We start from the raw sequence: 20974 nt of genomic DNA, 5'->3' as shown, positions 1-20974 counted from the left end.
TTTTTCAACCAGCCTGCCGTGTCCGTCCAAGCCATCCGAAAGGTTACCCACTTCTTAACGGCTTCGGTTTCGGGGAATTACTCAGTAGGCGGACCTGGCGCGACATCGGTACGAAGAGCCAGAAACAATTTATTGAATTTTGTCCCGTGGTACGTTATTTCCTTTGGGTATACCCTTGCAAACCAATTCGATTCCTTTTATTTTAGAAAGAAATTCAAAAAAAAGGATGAATTGGCTTTACGATGAATTTCAACAAACCGGAAAAGACTATGCCTCACAGGAGGAGGTCGACATTTACGATCCTTCGCACGATGACTTTAGAGACATAGGGCAGGAACTAGACGAAGCCGTGAACTGGATTCAACCTACCTTGCAAAGTCGCATCCTGGATATCGGCTGTGGGACGGGAAACTTTTCCATTCATTTTTCCGAGCGGTGTCAAAGGCTCTACGCACTGGATATTTCACCGCCCATGCTGGCGCTTGCCCAAAAGAAAGCAGCGGAAAAAAAAAGGGACAACATCGAGTTCATCCACGCCGGATACCTTACGTTTGATTTGCCGGAACGCTCAATCCATGGGGTGATAAGTTCCCTTTCCCTGCACCATTTGCCTGATTTCTGGAAAGCGGTAGCCCTAAAGCGACTATTTGCTGTCCTGGCACCTGGTGGTAAGCTTTACTTTCACGATGTGGTGATCCCCGACGATCATTCGGAAAAGGCGATTCAGGAATTTATCGACTTGCAAGGAGAAAGAGGTGGGGACTTCCTGCGGGAAGACACCCAGATTCATTTCAAGGAAGAGTACTCCACCTGCGACTGGGTCATGCAGGGCCTCTTGCGAACCGCTGGTTTTCGGATCCGGCAAGAGAAGACCCGAGACAGGGTTTTAAAGACCTACTACTGCGAGAAGCCACACGAATAATGACCGCACTTTTTTAAGGAGGCAGCTGGGTCAGACGGTGACCCGGCTATCCTGCAAATTTTTTACTAGAAAAAACGAATCGTTGCATTTAAAAGCACTAGTTCTATCCGGGGAGCTGCCGTAGGGGGGCAAAACTATCAGATATTTTGGGTACCTTTAGCGGATGGTCTGTAAACTTCCAGCGGTTTTTCTGTTGGTACCAGGTATCTTCCTGGCCTGCACAAGCTTAAAACCCGTTCAACAACTGTCCGAGGAGGCCAGAAGAGGGTTGGGGCATTTCCACAAGCTAGGTTATAACTACGCCGAAACGTGTACCATGGATTGTACGTTTCAGAAGGTACGTACGTTCACTGTTGATCGGCGTCTAAACTGCGAATGTGCCAGTTACCAGAAAGCAGACAGTGTGGTTTGGGGGCTTTTTCGGGCAATGGAGCAGTATTGGATGGGTTTATCTGAGTTGGCGTCCCCTGGATTGACAAGCTATGACTTGAGTGCTCCGGTACAAAGTCTACACGCTTCCGAGTTCGTCAGCCTGTCGGAGGGAGAGGTGTCCGCAATCCAAAAGATGGCCGAATTTGCCGTAAATACCAGCACCGGTCGTTTTCGTAGCCGCCGTATCCTTCACTACATGAAAGATGCTGACCCACACCTGCGCCTGTTGACTGAAAAGTTAGGTTTTGTTCTGGAGCAAAACCTTCTTGGCTTACTCGAAATACAGCAGGAAGAATGGTACACGCACTACAAAACCCAGACAATAAATTCGGAGCTCAATGCCATGGAAAAAGAATGGGCTACCGAAAAACACTACCAATTAGTGGAGGATGCGGAAAAAATACGTCTGAAAGTCGTATCGCTTGTTGCCATGTTGGATTTGATTGCCGAAAAACACCATTCGCTGGCGGTAACTGCGGAAAAAATCGGAAGCGAAAATTTCCGAAATATAACGGCAGCCCTATCGGATGAACTAAAAGATTTATATGTTGTATTTGAGCAAGTGAACGAATGAAAGAAAGAGTGGATAGCGTTTTTTTAAGCCAATTGGCAGATGATTTTTTGGAAATAGCCAAAAAATTCAACGATTACCGGTTTGAAAAAATTAGCCAGCAGGTAATCAGTCAGGTCACGTTTGTCGAGATGGGCAAAGAAGCAAATCGGCTAATGGACACTGCGAGAGAAATGAAACTGCTGTCTACCTTGATTGTAGAAGAAGAAGCAGCGGAGGCGCTCAATCAGCTCCAATCCATTAATCTGGAAATCAAGCAAACGATCGCCACTTTAAAAAACGTACAGACTGCTTTCGACCTGATCGGGACCTTAGGTGAATTGGCAATGGCTATGGTAGAAAAGAAGCCCTCGGCCATTGCCGAAAAAATCCGCGCATTGATGGACTTGCTATCGGAAAAAACAGATTGAATGGACACCAAGACTGATCGCAGAAAAAAGCATCCGCCCAAGCCCGCTTCCCCCAAAGCGCCGGCTTCTCCGGTTTGTTTTCAAAATGGCCCGGATATCCAAGAAGCCTATCGGTTACTGCCACCGCCAGCGGCCGCGAAAACGGACAATGAGCACTGAGTCGCTTCCGCTTCCGCGAGGCAATTGATTCTTGCACAAACGCTTGATTTAGCTTTTCCCGGGAAAATAGACCGGCACCCCGAAACCAATCGATTTTTTTTTCTTCCGGGAAATTAAACACTTGTTTACGGTTCCGAGCATCCGTTCATCCACAATTCCCGGTATGACCTGTATAAATGGAATAATTGTTCAAATCTTTCAGCAAAAATTTTTATTTTAGACCATTCGTATAACCAAAAAACATGTAATGAAAAAAAACAATATGCCCGATGAGGGTAATTCCAGAAGGAATTTCCTTAAAACATCCGCTACGGCGGTTGCCGGATTTTACATTGTCCCCCGCCATGTACTTGGCGGGCCGGGTTTTAAGGCTCCGAGTGACAAACTCCGGATAGCCGGCATTGGCGCAGGGGGGAAAGGATACAGCGATATCCGCAGTTTTTATGAAAGTGGCAATGCCGACATCGTGGCCCTCTGTGACGTGGATCCGGAACGCGCCGCCCGAAGCATCGAAGCATATCCGAAAGCCCGGTTTTACAAAGATTACCGGGAAATGCTTGAAAAAGAAGCCGATTCCATTGACGCGGTATCTGTTTCCACACCCGATCACAACCATGCCGTTCAGGCGCTTATGGCCATGAAAATGGGGAAACACGTATACGTACAAAAACCACTGACCCACACGATTCAGGAAGCGCGAATGTTGACGGAAGCCGCTGAAAAATACAAACTGGTAACCCAGATGGGAAATCAGGGAGCTTCAGGCGATGGGGTTCGGCAAATGCGCGAATGGTATGCAGCAGGCTTAATTGGGGAAGCAACCAAGGTGCAGTGTTGGACAAACCGACCTGTATGGCCACAGGGAGTACCCTGGCCCGGAGAATCCGGAAAAAAAGCCCCAAAAAATCTGGATTGGGACTTATGGCTCGGTACGGCTGAGGAAAAAGGATACGTAGAAAACTTACATCCGTTCAATTGGCGTGGATGGTGGGAGTTTGGAACGGGAGCTTTGGGCGATATGGCTTGCCACATCATGGAACCTGCCTTCCGCACTCTGGATTTGGGATATCCAACGGAAGCAGAGTGCAGCGTAGGCTCGGTCTATACCGGAGAATTTACACAGGGCTATTTCCCAAAAAGCTGCCCTCCTTCTTCGCATATCACGCTTCGGTTCAAAAGACCGACTGGCAAAGACCTGGAATTCCATTGGATGGATGGGGGCATCAAACCCAGCCGACCGGAAGAACTCGGCGCCAGTGAGCAAATGGGAGACGGTGGAAACGGCGTCATCATCGAAGGAACCCGCGGAAAAATGATGTGTTCGACCTACGGCATCGATCCCAAACTATTACCCACCTCGATCAACGAAAGTGTAAACGTGGCGCCTACCCTGCCGCGCGTAGAAGGCGCCATTGGTGGGCATTATGCCCAATGGGTAAATGCCTGTATTGCCGGATACGGAAGCAAGGAGTACAAGGAGCTGAGTTCACCGTTTTCCATCGCCGGTCCACTGACCGAATCCGTCCTGATGGGCAACCTGGCCATTCGTAGCTACGATTACCGCGAACCCAAGTCAGAGGGTAATGGATACAATTATCCAGGCAGGGATATCAAACTACTCTGGGATGGTAAAAACATGAAGGTGACCAATTTCGAACCCGCAAACCAATTTGTGAGCAAAACCTACCGGGCAGGTTTTGAACTCCCGCAGGTTTAACACCCATGGATAGGCATCGAAAACCCTGAAGTTCGCTTCAGGGTTTTTTTTATCAAAATGTGTACCGGAGGCTTGTTCGTTCTTCGCCGATGAACCCTGTGTAGATCGGCCTTGTTTTTCCCTAATTCTGGGAAGGTATGCTCGGGATAGTTGCTGAAACCCGCGGCAAGGTAAAGTAAAAGGTGCTTCCTTTACCGGGGGTCGATTCCAGGCCGATTTCACCACCCAGGTTATCGATTATTTTTTTTACGATAGCGAGCCCCATGCCGGTACCCCCGTATTCTGCTTTGTTGTGCAGCCGGTTGAAAATAATAAAGATTTTCTCGTGATACATCGGATCGATGCCTATTCCGTTATCCCGGACAGAAAACTTCCAAAACTCTTCGGCAACTTCCGCATAAATCTCAATCTTCGGAGAGGTACCAGGCGAACGGTACTTCAATGCATTTCCGATCAAATTTTGGAAAACTTGTAAAAGGGGTGCTCGAAAGGAAATGACCGAAGGCAGTGCTTCGTAATGGATCGCTGCGCCACTTTCACGAATCGCCCGCTTTTGCAGGAGACAGACTTCGTCAACGATTTCCTTGGTAGCAATTAGCTTCAGTTTGTCCTCGCTTTTCCCAATTCGCGAATACTCCAGCAAATCCAAAATAATTTGTTTCATCCGCTTCGCCCCATCCACGGCAAACTGAATGTATTGATGGGCTTTTTCATCTAGCTCTGGTCCGTATTTTCGCTCCAACAAGCCCATAAAACTACTAACCATACGCGATGGCTCTTGAAGGTCATGAGAGGCCACGTACGCAAACTGTTCCAGTTCCAGATTAGAGCGTTCCAACTCACGGGCATGTAACGCCATCTGCTGGTTCATGACTTCCAACGATTCCTCGTATTCCTTTCTGTAGGTGATGTCGGTCATCGCACCAACCACGCGGGTAACGCGCCCCTCCTGATTTCGAATAAAAATCGCTCTATCCATCACAAAGGCAAAAAAGCCGTCTTTCCGCAAAAACCGATACTCTTCAAACCAATTGGTTAGGGATTTGCTTTGCTTGAATTGGTGAATTTTATTGGCTACTCTTTCCCGATCGTCCGGATGCATTAATTCAACCAGGAGTTGCATGCTGGGAACGGTCGTTTCCAGGTCATACCCAAACAAGGTGTAAAACCCTTTCCCCCAAAAAAGAGTATCGTTGTCTACATCGTAATCCCAAATGGCATCGTTGGTTGCTTCGGCAATTTTCTCAAAACGTTCGTTGGAAAGGCGAACGTTTTGGAAGGCTACTTTCTCCCGTGTTACGTCTTTTATAAAGACGCTAAACCCTTCGCCGGAGGGATACGCATTCACTTCCAGCCATATGGCCAGCGCTCGGTAATATTCCTCAAAATGAATCGGTTTGTGCTTTTCCAGGGCTTCGGTGTATTTCGCCTGAAATTCCGGCTTGTTCACTTCTGGAAACACCTCATACAGTCTCTTACCAACAACTTTTGACCGACTTACACCGAGCAAATTTTCGGCGCGTTGGTTCCAGTACCTTATTTTCAGTTCCCGATCCAATGCAAAAAATGCTTCGCCAATACTCTCCAGAATGGTGTTTTTTTCTTCAAAAGATTCCTGAAGTGCCAATTGACTGTTTCTGCGTTGGATGGCCGATGCCAGATTAGAGCTAATGGTTTGGAGAAAAGACAACTCGTGTTCGGACCAGTGCCGCTGCCCCTTGCAATCATCTATCCCCAACACCCCATAAAATTCGCGATTGATGCGGATCGGAACCAGGACCGATGCGCCAATCCCCCGCGCTTCCATCCGGTCTTTTAGTTTGCCTGGAGGCAAATCGCAGGTGTTGGCAGAAAACAGTGTCCCCATTTGCAAGGGTTGCAGGAGCTCTGCGAAATCGTCTGCTGCCTCAACTTGAAATCCAGAAACTTCGCCCTGCGAAAACGCATCCTTTCTTACCCATTCGGTAAGCTGGTTGCTTGAGGTGTCGCCGCTTTTGCTAAATCCCTGGTGTCGAAAGAGGTACACCCGATCCACGCCGACGGCATTGCCGGTAAGTTCAAACACTTCTTCCAATACCTGCTGCCAATCGTCCACCAACAAGAATTTTCCGATTACCTCCGAGATCACCTCTAACAGGCGGTTGTTTTTTGCCAACTGAATCTCGTTCGATTTTTGCGGATGGATATCCTGAAAGGATCCAAACAACCGCAAGCACTTGCCTTCGGCAAATTCCGCCTGTCCAATACTCCTAATCCATCGTTCTTCACCCGTGTAGGTGACAATTGGCGCTTGAAAATCCCAGGATTTCCCCGTTTGAATGGTTTCGTTAAGGAGTTCTTTTACAAATTCCCGAAAATCTTCCCTATAAAACTCAAGAGCTTGCTCGAGGCTAGGGAAATAATCGTCAGGCAATTCGTAAATCTCCCGGGTGATTTTCGAGAGGAACAAATGTTCATCAATCAGATTCAGTTCCCAACTGCCCACGCGAGACAGCTGTGTCGCATTATCCAGCAGCGCTTGCAATTCCACCATTTCGGTGATATCGTGCCCGTAAGAAAAAACCAATCCTTCCTCTCCAAATGCATCGGAGGAGTTCCAGGAAATCCAGCGGACTTCTCCCGATTTGGTGCGGTAGCGATTGACGAAGTTCCGCGCCTTTCTGTCACCTGTAATGGTTTCAGCAAACTCGTTTTCCGTCGGATTCAGGTCCTCCGGATGAATAAATGTCGAAAAGGGTTGGGAAGTCAACTCTTCCGCAGTATAACCCAACAAGCGACAGAAGGCTGGATTCACTTTTGCAAAGTGACCGTCCGGTGCAGCAATAGCAAGAACTTCCGGCGCGCTTTCAAACAACAACAGCATCTCCTCCTCCTGCCGCTTTCGTTTGATTTCCCCGCCAAGAAAGGCTCCCAGGGGCTTAAAAATGGATTTGTCTGCAGAAAGCTCTTGCTTTTTTCGGTCACTAAAAAAAAGCAAGACACCAAGCAGCTGTTCTCCCTGAAGCAGCGGTATGCCGAGGGCTGCTGTTAGTTTTCCTTTTTTACGCAGCGCCCTCCGCTGTAGCTTCTCATCTACTTCCGAATCCGTAAAAGCACGGGCTTCTTTCTCCTTCCAAATTTCCCCCGGGAGGCCGGTTCCATACGTCAAACTTCCGCCTTTTCCTGCCAGCCGGGCCAACGCATCTTTTTTCCAAAACCCTTGTACCAGATTGATTCGTTTCCCATTGATCCCTACAAGCCATATTTCTGCGCCGGCATATCCGCCGTAGCGAGTAAGGTAAGCCAATACCCCCCGCAGCGTCTCTTGCAAACTTACCTCCTTTTTGAAAAAGCTGGCTACTTCGTGCTCCAGTTCGTTTTGTTGAGAAACCTTCTTGATCTCGGAGACGTCCCGCAAAACGCCGATCATTCGCTGCGGTTTACCGCTGTCGTCCCGAATCATGTAGCCAATTTCCTCAATCGTCCGAAAGCTTCCGTTCCGATGGAGAAAACGAAATTCTTTGTGCCATCGGTTTTGCCGCGGATTTCCTAAAAACTCTTTTCTATCTGCATGGTTTTCCTCGGCATCAATGGGATGGATAAAGCCGGCCCAATCCGCCATTTGGTTTATTTCCTCGCCTTTTTCAAACCCGAATATCCTGTAAAACCCTTCTCCCCATAGAAATTTATCCGCCTGCACGTCCCAATCATAGATGGCGTCGTTCGTCGCCATATTCAGATAGGTATACCGTTCGTTACTCTTTCTGAGTCCCTCCAAAAATTCGTATTTGGTGAGTAACAGGGAAATCAATCGCTGGCAACGATCCATCGCAAAGTAGCCCCACTCTCCCGGGTTCCCCCGTTTTCCAAAATAAAATAACAGGGAGGCCACCAGCTTTCCCTCCGAATTAACTATGGGTTGGGAGGCACAAGCTCTAATTCCATGTTTCTTGAAAAGAGGCGTGTAATCCACCCATTTTTCGTCGGACATCAAGTCCGGTACCACCACTTTCTTTTTGAGGTTGGCCAGGGTGTTCCAGGAATTACTCTTCGTAGCTAGTTCCAGCCCTTCCATCCTTTCCAGGTATTCATCCGGCAGGGAGGGCGAAGCAAAATTATACAGGCGATTTCCGGAAATCCAAAGCAAGGAAGCTTTCATCCCCGGAAATAAGTCTTCGACTTGCTTTAGGTAATTTGCTATCAGGGGTTTTGGTTCGGAAAACGCATCCATACTGGTCTCCATAATCCCAATATCAATGGTCTCCATGCTGCCGTAATAATGTTCCATGGTGATGTCCCTCATCGCCCCTACCGCCCGGTAAGGTTTACCGTCCACTCCACGAAGGACAATGGCCTTATCGTGAACATAGGCGTAGTTACCATCGGATTTTTTCAGGCGGTATCGGAAGTCCCAAGGCATATCCGACCCTTCGCGTAAAATTTTATGAATTTCACTAAGGTAGGCCTCCAGGTCATCCGGGTGAATTTGCCGGTTAATCATCGCATTGTTTTGGGAAAGTGAACCTACTTCGAACCCGAAATTTTTTCGGAAACCATCTCCCAAAAACAGCTCGCCAGTGGCTGGATTGTAATCCCAAATGCTTTCCGAACCGGTTTGCATAATCAACTCAAAGCGTTCATTACTTTTCTTAAGGGCATTTTCCATGGAAATACGGTACGAAATATCGACGCCTATCCACTGCATTTCTCCGGGTTGCCCCTTTGCATCCGGCAAACAGATCAATTCCCATAAGGTATGGAGCGTACCACCTCCCTTCTTGGGGTTTTCAATTTCCACTTTCTGCACCTCTTCTGGCAAGGCCATGCATCCAGCCATCGATTGCCCTACTTTCTCCCGGTCCTGTCCTAAAACAAATGACCTGTAGCTATTCTCTAACGGAGATTCCTCCGGATATAACCAGCCGTAATCTTCAATGAATTTTGGATTGGCATACGTGAGGTTGCCATCTAGATCCGTACGGATGACATAATTGGTCTGGGATTCATAAAAGCCCCTGTAGCGGGCTTCACTTCGTTCCAAGCGTTCCTGTACCTCAATCAAGTCCGTTATTTCGACGCTATTGACGACTATGCCCCGTACCGCCTCGTCGTCCAGTAAGTCCGTCGCCACGCTCTGCAGCCAACACCAGGATCCATCTTTTCGCTTGTACCGATACGGGTTGGATTTTATGCGTTTTTTTGCCGATAAATCAACAAAATCAGTAAATACCCGCTCCTTATCGTCGGGGTGAAAATAGTCTGCCGGCTCGTTTCCTAACAACTCCCCCTCTGCATAGCCCAGATAGTCGGGGTAGTTGGGACTGACATACACGTACCGACCATCATTGGAAAGAATTGCCGTCAAATCCGATCCTCCCTGAACCAGTGCCTTGAACCGTTTTTCACTTTGCTCCAGTGCTTCTTCGACCGTTTTTCGTTCGGTGATATCTACCATTAAGCCTCGTAGTGACACCACCCTGTCCCCTTCCCGTTCGACCTGTACCATGTCCTGTATCCAGATCCAACGCCCGTCTTTGGCACGTAGGCGGTATTCGACGGTATAATCTTTTCCAGCTTCAATTTTCTCCGAGGTTTCGGACAAAACGCCCTCGCTATCTTCCGGATGGAGCAGACTCTCCCAAAACTCGGGGACTTGCAACCACTCCGATACGGTGTACCCCAGAATGGACGTTACCTGCGGACTCAGAAATAGCACGGTATTCGTTTGGGCATCTGCCTCCCAAAATATCCCATTTATGGTCTGAATGAGTGTATTGATCCGATCCTTTGAAGCACTTAATGCCGCCTCTCCCACGATTTGATCAATCGTAGAACCAAGGTGCGCGACAAGGGTATCCAGCATCCTAACTTCCTCCTGGAGAATGGGATATGATTTTTTGCCTTGAAAACTGTATGGATAACCAACGTTTAAGGTCAGATTTTTGCCTTGTACCGTTTCGTAAGTAGCGGTTAGGTTTGTGGAAAACCCGTCACAAGGGGAGCTGAAATGGTGTATATTGCCGTAACTCAAGGAAGCAATAGCGCTTTCCGGGTATTTCAGACCGGATGGGACAATAGCCACAGCTTGCTTGAGTAGGGAATCGAGGTCCCCCTTCGGATGCCTCAACTGGGTAATCCGGTACAGGCACTCCTGCTCTTTGACCCTCTCCCTGAGAGAGTCCAGGGTTTTTTCAAGCCGAAATTCCGCTTCCTTCCGCTGGGTGATGTCCAGTATCACCGCATCCCAAACCACACTGCCATCTTTAAGTTTCGTCGGGTTACCGGTGCCCTTGTGCCAGCGAAGTCTTCCGTCTGGGTGAAGGTAGCGCCATTCATGTATCCAAAAACTAAGATTATCTTCCGACCGGCGAATTGTTTCCAAATGCTTTTCGATATCCTCCGGATGGTATCTGTCCCATATCAACTGGTTATCCTTCATGGCCATTTCCGCGGAAATTCCCCACAACCGGGAGGCCCCGTTGCTCACCATTTCCAGCGCATCCCTGCCATCAACGTGCCTGCGGTAGCGGTACACCACTCCTGGAATGTTGTCCGATATGGACTGAAACTGAATTTCTCTCTTTTTTCGTTCCGAGATATCGGTATGGGTGCCCGACATCATCAAGGGCTTTCCATCTGCCGACCATTTGGTCACCTTGCCGCGATCATTAATCCAGATAAAATGCCCCTTCTTATGAACAAGCCTGCATTCTACGCTATAATAATCCCTTTTTTTGGCAAAGCACTCCTCAAGAATCTTATCCGAGATCGACCGGTCTTCGGGATGAATCAGTGCATACCAGGTATCCATGGTAAATGGGCTCAATTCCTCCAGGCTATATCCGGCCATCTCAGCATAGCGCGCATTGATGATCACCTTATCTGCAACCATGTCCCACTCCCAGGTCCCTACCTGCGTAGCCTCCAATATATTATTCAGCCGCCGGGTTTCTGTTTCCAGGTTTACTTTGACAATGCTGAGTTTTTGGTGGCTTTTTCTCAATTCTAAAATCCGGGTAACCTGCGTACCCAGGACCTTTAATGCGCTTAGCTTTTCCGACTCCGGCCGCCTCGGCTTCTGATCAATCACGCATAGTGCGCCCATGGGATAGCCTTCCGGTGTAAAAATCGGTACCCCTGCATAAAAAACGATATTGGGTTCCCCAGTAACCAACGGATTATCCTTGAAACGGGCGTCTTTTCGCGCATCTTCCACGAGCAAAATCTCTTCCGATGCATCCATTGCAATGCGGCAAAAAGAAATGTCAATGGGTATCTCTTTTCTCTCCAGTCCTATTCGGGACTTCAAAAACTGTTTCCTTTCCGATAATACCGTGATCAACGCGATTGGTGCACCGAATAATACACTGGCCACCTGAGAAATCGTATCGAATTCCTCTTCTGGGTCGCTGTTTAATACCCCATAGGTTGCCAAAATATCCTCAACCAGTTGCTGTTTTTTTGATTCCATAAAAAATTAAAAAAGAGTAATATCCTTTTCGGAACGTAGGCGAAAGCGATGATAAGCCTAGGTTAAACGCACCTTTTTGTTCTCCTGAGACGAACGATAGATCCCTAAAATCAGCGCCAATGACCTTCGGGCGTCTTCCCCACTTACCAAAGGAGACCGGTCGTTTCGAATCGCTTCCACCATATCGCTCACCTGGCCCTGATGAAGCTTGTAATCGATGGCCATGGGGTCCGATGCGCCACTTCCTCCAATTTCCGATTGGGGTACAGGAACCGACTCTTGCCCTTTGATTGCGTAAACCACAATTTTACCGCCTTCCAGGATAATCGTGCCATTTTCTCCATAAATTTCCAGTCGCTCCGGATTTCCCGGATACAAGGAGGTACCGCCGGTGATGGTACCCAATGCGCCATTTTTAAAATTAAGGATGGCCGTGGCAGTATCTTCTCCTTCTATCGCATGTACCATGGTGCGCACCTGCCCGTACACGGCCTCGGCATCTCCCATAATGTCCAACAACAGATCAATGGTATGTACCCCCTGGTTGATCAAGGCCGCGCCACCGTCTCCTTCTTTCGTTCCTTTCCAACTACTGCTGCTGTAATAGGTGGGATCTCTGTACCAATTGATGGCGGCTGTCCCCATTAATAGTTTTCCAATTTTTCCCGATCGCACGGCCTCTTTCAATTGTAAGTAGCCGGGCTTGAGGCGGTTTTGAAAAATAACGCCAAGCTTTACCCCGGAATCGGTGCACGCCTGAATCAGAGCATCGGCCCGCTCCAAACTAACCTCAATCGGCTTCTCCAGCAAAATATGCTTGCCCGCTCTTGCCGCTGCTATGGCAGGCTCCAGGTGGTTGCCACTATGGGTACAAATGCACACCACGTCAAGGCCCTCCCGGGATAAAAATGCCTGCCAGTCTGCATCGGCAGGCACCTTGAATTTTTCCGCCGCTTCTTTCGCTCGCTCCGGACTGGAACTGCATACCGCCAGTAGTTGACTATCCTCGCATGCATTTATTGCCGCTGCATGCATCCCTGCAATGGCACCGGTCCCAATAATTCCAAATCCTAGTGGTCTTTTTTGAGTCATGTTAATCTACCGCTTATTTACTATAATACTGTTTGGTCATTTCTTCCATTACCCAGTTGGTGCGGGCTGCCGTCGCTCCCGTGCTCGGACAGGTATTCCCCCTACCCAAGAGTTGACCGACGATGGATTCAATCAGAAAGTACTGAATATTTTCCGGCATATCAAATGTCAACTCCTTTGCTGCTTCCCCGTCCTTTTGCAGACGCACCGAAGTACCCCAAAAACAAGGGAACGATATTTCACCCGAACTCCCAATAATTTTTATTTCGTCTTTCTTAGAAGACTCTCCGGTGGAAAAACACCAGTTTCCGGTACCCAAAACTCCGTTTTGGAACTTGAACGTAGCAAAAACAATGTCTTCTGCAGGGTAGTGTCCCGCCTGATTTTCAGCGATTCCGTGTACCGTTTCTATCGGACCGAACAGGTAATCCAGGTAGTCTAATTGATGGGAACCCAGGTCGAAAAAGTATCCCCCTCCCGCTACCTCGGGGTTGATTCGCCAGTTCGCCGCCGAATCTTCCTTCAAATCGGGATGCCTGGATTGGTTGATGGTGATGCTCACGTAGCGGGGATCCCCTATCTGTCCTTCGGCTACCAGGCGTTTTACCGCCAGAAAATTCGGCAGTGTCCTTCGGTAATAGGCGACGAATAGTGGCACCCCCGCTTCCTCACAGACACGGATCATCTCTTGACATTCCGCATAATTTCTGGCCATGGGTTTCTCCACATAGACCGGCTTTCCGGCGGCCGCCGCTTTCTTTGTCAACTCCAGGTGGGCATCCGGTGGCGTAGCAATGTAAATCGCATTCACTTCCGGATCTCCAATCAAGGCATCCGCATCCCCGTACCACCTCGGGACACCGTGCCGTTCGGCGTAATCTTTTGCCTTCGCTTCGTTTCTACGCATAACGGCTACCAGGCGAGACCCGGGTACCTTTTGCATGGCCGGTGCACTCTTCTTTTCACACACGGCCCCCACACCAAGGACGCCCCACCGTACTTCTGTATCCTGAATTAACTTCATGGGGATAAACTTAGGAAAATTTTTTAAATGCGCGTACCGATCGACACGGTAGATTTCATTTTGCTGGTAAATCATTTCGTCCAACAGCTTTAAGGAATCATCACTTCCCAAAACCGGGTCTTCCTGTCCGTTTTTCCGACGCCCATTATTTCCAGGGTCACGTTGTAGTGCACGCCGGATTCCGGGTATTGGTAAAGTGGGTGTTGCTCCGTCGAAAAATCACCGTTGCCAAAATCCCAATGCCAGGATTCGATAGCGCCTACGGATTCGTCTCGAAAGGCAACCGTCCGTTCCCGGTTCTCGATCAGGGAAAAGGACCAGTCCGCCTTGAAGTCCGGTACCTGATCCCCTTCGAGGGGCATCAGCCGAAATGCACAGAGATAGGAGGCATCGGACACCATTCGGGTATCGTGGGATAAATTGTAATGCCCGTCCCGTTCGCCCCCGTCAAAATCCAATACCGACCAGGACAAGCCAATCAGTTTGTTTTCGACTAACTGGGATACTTTGGCCTGCTGGGGTCCTTCCACCGGTGCATAGTCAAAGGGCGTAATCCAAAACTCCAGTGTCAATTTACCAGCTTCTCCTTGCGTGAAATCGTACGAATAAGCCCGATGGGCATACGGAAAGGCGGCAATCCAGGGTTGAGAGCCCCAAATAAGCGTCCAGCTTCCGCGTGCGGGGGGCGTGAAAATGTGGTAATTTTGTGCATGGTATCCGCTAAACGCCAAATGGTTCTGGACATGCGCAGGGCTTGCCCCCCATTTCCTGGCCTCTGGTAGCAGGGGATTGTAAATAAACGGACCTCCCGACAGATCTCCATCCACCACCAGTTCAAATATATCGTTCAGGTATCCCTGGGGATTAAATCGCTCGAAATCCCAAAAATCATCGTAAGCCTGGTACAAAACATACAGCCGATTCAGGCCCTTCACCCATCCTACCGTAACGGTCACATCGATATCAGAGGTGTCAATATCTGTCCCATGCCCGTCTTCGGTGTCGTTAAGTTCGGTAGTCCCGTAGGTATAGGAGGACGGAACCCGGTCCCAATCCGAGGCAATTCCATCTATTTGGGGCATGGTTTCCGGGGTAAACTGGTAGATCTTAAACACACGCCCCGCTCGGGCTGTTGCCGGATGAAGTCCGGCTTCTTCTTGCGCCCAAACCGGCGAGTTGATCAACAGCAACAAACCCGCGAGGCAGCCAAACCTCAGGCAATTTTTTGAAACCATCATTCTTCGTACGATTTTTCTGTCACCGGAATCTTGTCCCCATGCCAGGGGAAGGCATAGCTGGGAGCATTTTGAAATCGGGTCATTTCCAGTTCCAATTTCACTACGGCTCCTGGCGCCAATTCTGCCTGAAAAAAGTGGTGGTTGACCGTGTCGAATTGGTAAGGATATACCTCAATTTGGTTTACTCGTTTGATATGATGCTCCCCAAACATGCCCCCCTGCACGATTACCTTTCTGCTTTCGGTAGGATGCAGGTTGACCAGTGTCAGGGAAACACCGGCTTCGGTAATCTGTTCTACCAGTGCTGCCATATCCGAAGGGATGCCGGACCGCTTGTTTTCCGGGTCAAAATATCGAACCGACGTATGCAACAGTCCCCCGTGGTAAATATGGTTGGGAGCTCCCAGCATGGTTTGCACCAGCCCCTCCAGGATTACCGGATTGAGGTTCAACCAGTGGTGTACGTCCTGCTGATCCGGGGTGGTCGTGTCCTTTCGGATGCGCTCCAACCGGTCCTGCATCTCCCGATACGTAGCATTCAAAATATCCACCGGATAAGTAGGTACCTCTCCTGCAAGATAGCCGATCCAGGTAGCGGTATTTCGTTCCTCGCCTTTGCCTTTCACGTAATTCAGTTCCCGCATTTCGTTTGGATCCACCAGTTCCATTACCCGATCCCAATCTTCTTTTTTTCGGGACATGTACCAAATATGGGTGGGGTACATGGCTTGTAACGGCCTGAAATCGTACCAGCCCCGCTGATCGTACCGATGGGGCAACAACTTCTTTCCGTTTTCGATCCTGCCTTCCTTGCTTATCGCTTCAATTACTGAATTTGGCAGGGCGAGGTACCGGTCATCCCCCGAAACCAGGTACGCATTAGACGCTCCGATCGTAGTCGCTTCCAATTTATTTCGCACACCATGCGGCCATTTCCAGCCGTAGTATCCTCCCCACCAATTGCCATTCATGTGCTCACCGATCTGTCCGGACAGGCCTACATTATCGGGGATGATGCCTCCATTTTCTTCCACCCGCCCCATCCAGGCGCTGACGTAGTCCAGCACCCAGGTTTTGTACCGTTCATCTCCCGTGTACATAAAGGCATTCAGCATCAAACTGGTAGCCGCCAAATTGAGAGGGACGTCTCCTTTCATCATCCGTTCGTTTAGCGCGTCCAGGATCAAGGCAAATTTTTCGTCGTCATTCCATGCTTTTCCGGAGCTGACAGTGGGTATATCGTCATATGGAAGCGGATAGTTGGATAGGATCGGTCGGTGCGTAACCCAATCCTCTGCCGTATTTACCATTCTGGGTCCCAGGCTGCCATTAAGTGGCGAACGAATAATCTTCAGCGAACTGTCGAAGTTGGAGCTATCTGTACCGTCATCAAAATACAAGGCAGCAAATTTCAAGGCGCGTTCCCGCATCTTTTTGTCGGTGGGATCTGCCAATCCGAAAAAATAAAAATTCGTGTACGCTTCTCCGTGATGCATCCAGTCGTATCCCGCGTCAAATTCGTCGACAATTTGCCCGTACTCGGTGAATTGCCGGGTTACTCCTTCCCATAGTTTTCTTGAAAGGGCGTCTATTTCCTCCGGCCCGCCTAGTGCGTAATACAAGGGAAAATTGTAAAAACTCTCGTAGCCATCATCCGATCCATCCATTCCCGGCCATTCCGTTCGCCACTTTAATCTGCCGTCCGGAAGGGTGTATTTATCTACAAATTCCATCGCCGCCGGGTACAGGGCATCCATTAAGTGCCGCTGCAACAGGGCCCATTCCGGAGGCGGGGCAGACGTGCCGTAGGGAACAGATTTTAGGGGTACCGAATCGGTCTGCGAAAAAACTTCGGTGGAAACCAGCAGTAACGAAAAAAACAAACCATCTCTAAGCAAGGAATTCATCGTCGTAGTATTTTGGGAAATGGAATATACTAAAATATACCAGTAAAATAAAAAATCAATGGGTCCGCTATTTTGTAAGGTAGCGGAATACCCTCATCCGCTTTATTTGTTGGCGCACAATGTAGAGAATCGACTGGCAAAAACCAGGTTTCTTCCCGCCAGCTTGACAAATGATCACTACCGGGGCAGCAAAGCAAGCAACCTAAGAAATAGTTGGAAATTAGTCCGGTTGTGGTTACCTTTTGCCTACTGAAAATCCGTATCTCACTACTGTAATTCATTTTCCTGAATCGCCATGAACCACATCGTTATGCAAACCCTGTCGCCGAAAAACACGCTCATTTTAGGTCTGATTCTCTGGTTATCGATTACGACCGTATATTCCCAAAAATACCCCGATCTTACCGATCAGTTTAGGCTGGACCGATTGCAAGCCCCGACCGGAAGGGTACAGGTGGTCATCGACACAGATACCTACAATGAAATCGACGATCAATTTGCGGTGGTATATGCCCTGCTATCGCCGGAGCACCTGGATGTTCGTGCCATTTATGCCGCCCCCTACCTGAATAATCGTTCGGAAAGTCCAAAGGACGGGATGGAAAAAAGTCTGGAAGAAATTGAGCGGTTGCTGGATAAATTGGATCGCACGCAAGACGGTTTTGTCTATAGCGGATCGGAAAACTTCCTGGCTAGCCTGGATAAACCCCTGGAAAGCCCTGCTGCAAGCGACCTGATACAGCGGGCCAGAAACTCGGATGGACCGCTGTACGTCCTTACCCTGGGTGCTCCCACGAACGTGGCATCAGCCATTCTGTTGGCGCCGGACATCCTCCACAAAATCGTGGTAGTGTGGCTGGGAGGCAAAGGGCTAAACTGGCGCACGGCAACTGAATTTAACCTGATGCAGGATCCGATCGCCTCACAGGTGCTTTTTGACTCGGGAGTACCGCTTATCCAATTACCAACCCAGCCGGTGACCTCGCACTTGCTAACTACGGTGGCCGAAATGGAAACCTATCTGCAGGGAAGAGGAGAAATCGGGGACTACCTGGTTGAAATTTTCAAGGACTACCATAAAGGAGATCCCTTTGGCTGGTCAAAGGTGATTTGGGATATTTCTGCCATCGCGTATGTGATTAATCCCGACTGGTTTACAACAGAAATCCGAAGCAGCCCCCTGCTTACCGACCAACTTACCTACAGCATCGATAATACCCGCCACCTGTACCGGGTAGCCACCTACCTGAATCGGGACAAAATATTTGGAGATCTTTTCAGAAAGATTCACCAAAATAGCGAAAACTGAGCGGAGCATTAGAAAGACGCTTTCGGAACGGGCCGGAAGTAGCAGCCGGTGAATGATACACGAAAAAATGAGTACCTATGGCCCAATAATTGAGGTAGGTTTGGTTGCATTTCGAAGTATAATGCTTGCTGGCCTTACCCGGCTTGCACCTAGTAGCGGATTTCATCACCAAAATTTCGAGACCAATGAACCTCCTAAAGACAGTAGTCGTATGTATTTTTGTTTTTTTGGCTCTATCGGCGTGGATATTTCTTACCAACCCTATTCTGGAAAAAATTGAAACCAACCTCTCGGTTTGGAGAATCAACTACGCTCCCGAAAAGGTTTACCTGCACCTGGATAAACCTTATTACATGGCAGGAGAGATCATTTGGCTCAAAGGGTACCTGGTACATGCCTCGGATTTAACGCCCGGTACCAAAAGTAACATCCTCTACGTCGACTTGCTCGACGAAAACAACGGGTTGGTAAAAAAACTCCGGTTGGATGCGGCAGCGGGGGGTACACCGGGAGATTTGTCGATTCCTGCCGACTTGCCGGAAGGCAAATACACCCTGGTTGCGTACACCAATTGGATGAAAAACTTTGGCGAGGAAAATTTTTTCAAAAAAGACCTGTACATCTGGTCGCCCGATGCATCGGCTGCCTCCCCTGATGCAGGAGACCCTGGTAGTCCGGATTTTCAGTTCTTTCCTGAGGGAGGAGAAATGGTTCACGGAATTTCCGGAAAAGTGGCCTTTAAAGCTACCGGAGGCAATGGGCTAGGGTTACCCGTAACGGGTGCGGTATACGATGATTCCGGATCAACATTAGGTGATATCCGGACAAGTCATGCCGGAATGGGGTATTTTACCTTGACTCCCGACAGTTCGAAAACCTATGTTGCCCACGTTGAATTTGAAAACGGCGTTTCACAGGAATACCTCCTTCCGGATGTTGCCGGACTGGGGTACGGAATGGGCATTCAATCCGAGGGAGAACTGATAACCATTACCACCTCCACCAATAAGCCCGGCGGTGAAAACGTCTTGCTTACCGGGATCGCCCGGGAACACCTGCACTACTCCCGGGAGTTTCACCTGTCCCCATACGAAAAAAAAATCCTGGAAATTCCCAAGTCGGCTTTTCCCACGGGCATCGTACGCCTTACGCTGGCAAAAGCTACCGGGGAACCGCTGGCTGAACGGCTGGTATTTGTCCACCATGAGGACCAACTAAATGTACGGATTCGTGCCAACCAAGAACAGTTTGAAAGCCGTGAGGAGGTGCTGCTTGAAATTGAGGCACGTGATCAGCAGGGCAATCCCGTCGAAGCCGAGTTTTCGCTAGCCGTCACCGACGACCAATTGGCCGGCAAGGATGCCCATGCCACAAACATCGAATCCTACCTGCTGCTCTCCTCCGACCTACGCGGGCAAATCGAATCCCCCGGGTACTATTTTGACGCCAGCAAGCAAAACCGTCGGGAAGCCCTGGACCTACTAATGATGACGCAGGGTTGGCGAAAGTTTACCTGGAAAGAGATCGTGGAAAATGATTTTCCTGCCATTTCCCACGCACCCGAGCTGGATATTCGAATTAGCGGAAATCTGGCAACCGACAACGGGAGCGCCATCGAAAACGGGGACGCTGTGCTATTCCTTAAGGATAAGTACCAGACTTTTTTAACCACCGAAACCGATGAAAAGGGGAATTTTGTGTTCGAAGGTTTCTATTTCAGGGATTCCATTGATGTATTGATACAGGGAAACGACGCACGCGGGAGAACCCGCAATGTAAACGTCACCATTGATCAGAAACCCTTTATTCCCCAGATTCGGTCCGATTACCTGGGCCCCTCCGCGGAACAACTAAACCGGCAAAAACGGGCACCAGGCACACCCCTCTTTCAGGGTATGGAAAACGAAATCGGCGGTCTTGAATTGGGTGAAGTTCTGCTGGAAGAGGTAGTTGTAGAAGGTCGGGCAGAGATTTCCAGGCCATTTACCCTACACCGCGATGCGGATGTGGTGCTTGAGTCCGGCCAATTGCCGGTTTCCCCATCCGGAAACATCCTGGAAGCTTTGCAGGGAAGGGTCGCAGGATTACAAGTGCTGCGTTCCGGCCCAAACCAATTCCGGGCCGTCATACGGGGACAAGGAACTCCCCTCTACCTATTGGACGGCGTGCCGGTGGATGAAAGCATGCTGCAGAGCATCAGTCAATTTGATATCAGCCGGGTAGAAATCCTGAAAAGTCCGGGCAACACTGCCATCTACGGTGGCAGAGGCGGCGGTGGAGTGATCGCTCTCTTCACCCATAGAGGACCAACAGAGATGCAAGAACCGGAAACCGGCGATCACATCATCGTTCAACGGGTCGGCGGTTTCAGCAAAACAAGACAGTTTTATTCTCCCAGGTATGGAGAGAATTCCCAGCCGACAGTTTCCGACCTGCGTAGCACCATCTACTGGAATCCAACGGTCAAAACCGACGAAAACGGTACCGCTACCCTCCGGTTCTATACAGCGGACAGAAGTAGTTTGTACCGGGTGGTAGCAGAAGGTATTTCCGGAAAAGGAAAAGTCGGTGAGGCAGAACTGCTGCTAGAGGTCTATTAGACAGCACGGTTCAAACGGGAGTAGCCGTTCTGGGTTTATTCTAGAGGTCAATTTGCGATACCCTAAAATCCAGCAAGGGAGGAGCAATCAATTCGGGAACAGGCAATCGATTGACTCCTATGAAGGGTTGATTTTTAGCATTT

The 20974-nt window shown here is 49.2% G+C and carries 11 protein-coding genes; 6 read left to right on the top strand and 5 right to left on the bottom strand.

The annotated features are described in order from the left end of the window. Positions 1–226: 226 nt before the first annotated feature. From GCU44_RS04765 to GCU44_RS04745, 4 genes are all read left to right on the top strand, one after another. A complete protein-coding gene (locus GCU44_RS04765) occupies positions 227–922 on the top strand; it encodes a class I SAM-dependent methyltransferase (RefSeq protein WP_154854470.1) in 696 nt (231 codons plus the stop codon). A gap of 316 nt (positions 923–1238) precedes the next feature. Then, positions 1239–1928 carry a hypothetical protein gene (locus GCU44_RS04760; protein ID WP_154854467.1) on the top strand — a complete coding sequence of 230 codons (690 nt, stop codon included), beginning with the start codon at positions 1239–1241 and terminating at the stop codon, positions 1926–1928. Beyond that, complete coding sequence (locus GCU44_RS04755; protein ID WP_092168632.1) at positions 1925–2335, top strand: hypothetical protein; 411 nt, start codon at positions 1925–1927, stop codon at positions 2333–2335. Before GCU44_RS04760 ends, GCU44_RS04755 begins: the two co-directional genes overlap by 4 nt. Before the next feature lie 406 nt (positions 2336–2741). Beyond that, positions 2742–4211 carry a Gfo/Idh/MocA family protein gene (locus GCU44_RS04745; protein WP_154854461.1) on the top strand — a complete coding sequence of 490 codons (1470 nt, stop codon included), beginning with the start codon at positions 2742–2744 and terminating at the stop codon, positions 4209–4211. A 121-nt stretch (positions 4212–4332) separates the two neighbouring features. On the opposite strand, the gene GCU44_RS04740 is transcribed toward GCU44_RS04745, so the two are convergent. From GCU44_RS04740 to GCU44_RS04720, 5 genes are all read right to left on the bottom strand, one after another. Further along, entirely contained in the window at positions 4333–11661 is a 7329-nt protein-coding gene (locus GCU44_RS04740; protein WP_154854458.1) for a PAS domain-containing protein, read from the bottom strand. Between the two features lie 57 nt (positions 11662–11718). Continuing rightward, complete coding sequence (locus GCU44_RS04735; RefSeq protein WP_154854455.1) at positions 11719–12753, bottom strand: Gfo/Idh/MocA family protein; 1035 nt, start codon at positions 12751–12753, stop codon at positions 11719–11721. A 13-nt stretch (positions 12754–12766) separates the two neighbouring features. Then, a complete protein-coding gene (locus GCU44_RS04730) occupies positions 12767–13777 on the bottom strand; it encodes a Gfo/Idh/MocA family protein (protein WP_154854452.1) in 1011 nt (336 codons plus the stop codon). Positions 13778–13866: 89 nt separating this feature from the next. Further along, entirely contained in the window at positions 13867–15015 is a 1149-nt protein-coding gene (locus GCU44_RS04725; RefSeq protein ID WP_241684839.1) for a PKD domain-containing protein, read from the bottom strand. Further along, a complete protein-coding gene (locus GCU44_RS04720) occupies positions 15012–16922 on the bottom strand; it encodes a hypothetical protein (protein ID WP_154854449.1) in 1911 nt (636 codons plus the stop codon). The genes GCU44_RS04725 and GCU44_RS04720 overlap by 4 nt, the downstream gene beginning before the upstream one ends. Positions 16923–17217: 295 nt before the next feature. Between GCU44_RS04720 and GCU44_RS04715 the strand changes: the two genes are divergently transcribed. Both GCU44_RS04715 and GCU44_RS04710 read left to right on the top strand, forming a co-directional pair. Then, on the top strand, positions 17218–18231 hold the full coding sequence (locus GCU44_RS04715; RefSeq protein WP_241684838.1) for a nucleoside hydrolase: 1014 nt from the start codon (positions 17218–17220) through the stop codon (positions 18229–18231). A 185-nt stretch (positions 18232–18416) separates the two neighbouring features. Continuing rightward, positions 18417–20831, top strand: coding sequence for a TonB-dependent receptor plug domain-containing protein (locus GCU44_RS04710; protein WP_154854446.1), 2415 nt, complete (start codon positions 18417–18419; stop codon positions 20829–20831). Positions 20832–20974: the final 143 nt, after the last annotated feature.

The organism is Cyclobacterium xiamenense (genome assembly GCF_009467825.1).
Taxonomy (GTDB): domain Bacteria; phylum Bacteroidota; class Bacteroidia; order Cytophagales; family Cyclobacteriaceae; genus Cyclobacterium; species Cyclobacterium xiamenense.
This window is presented reverse-complemented; position numbering and strand designations above follow the sequence as displayed.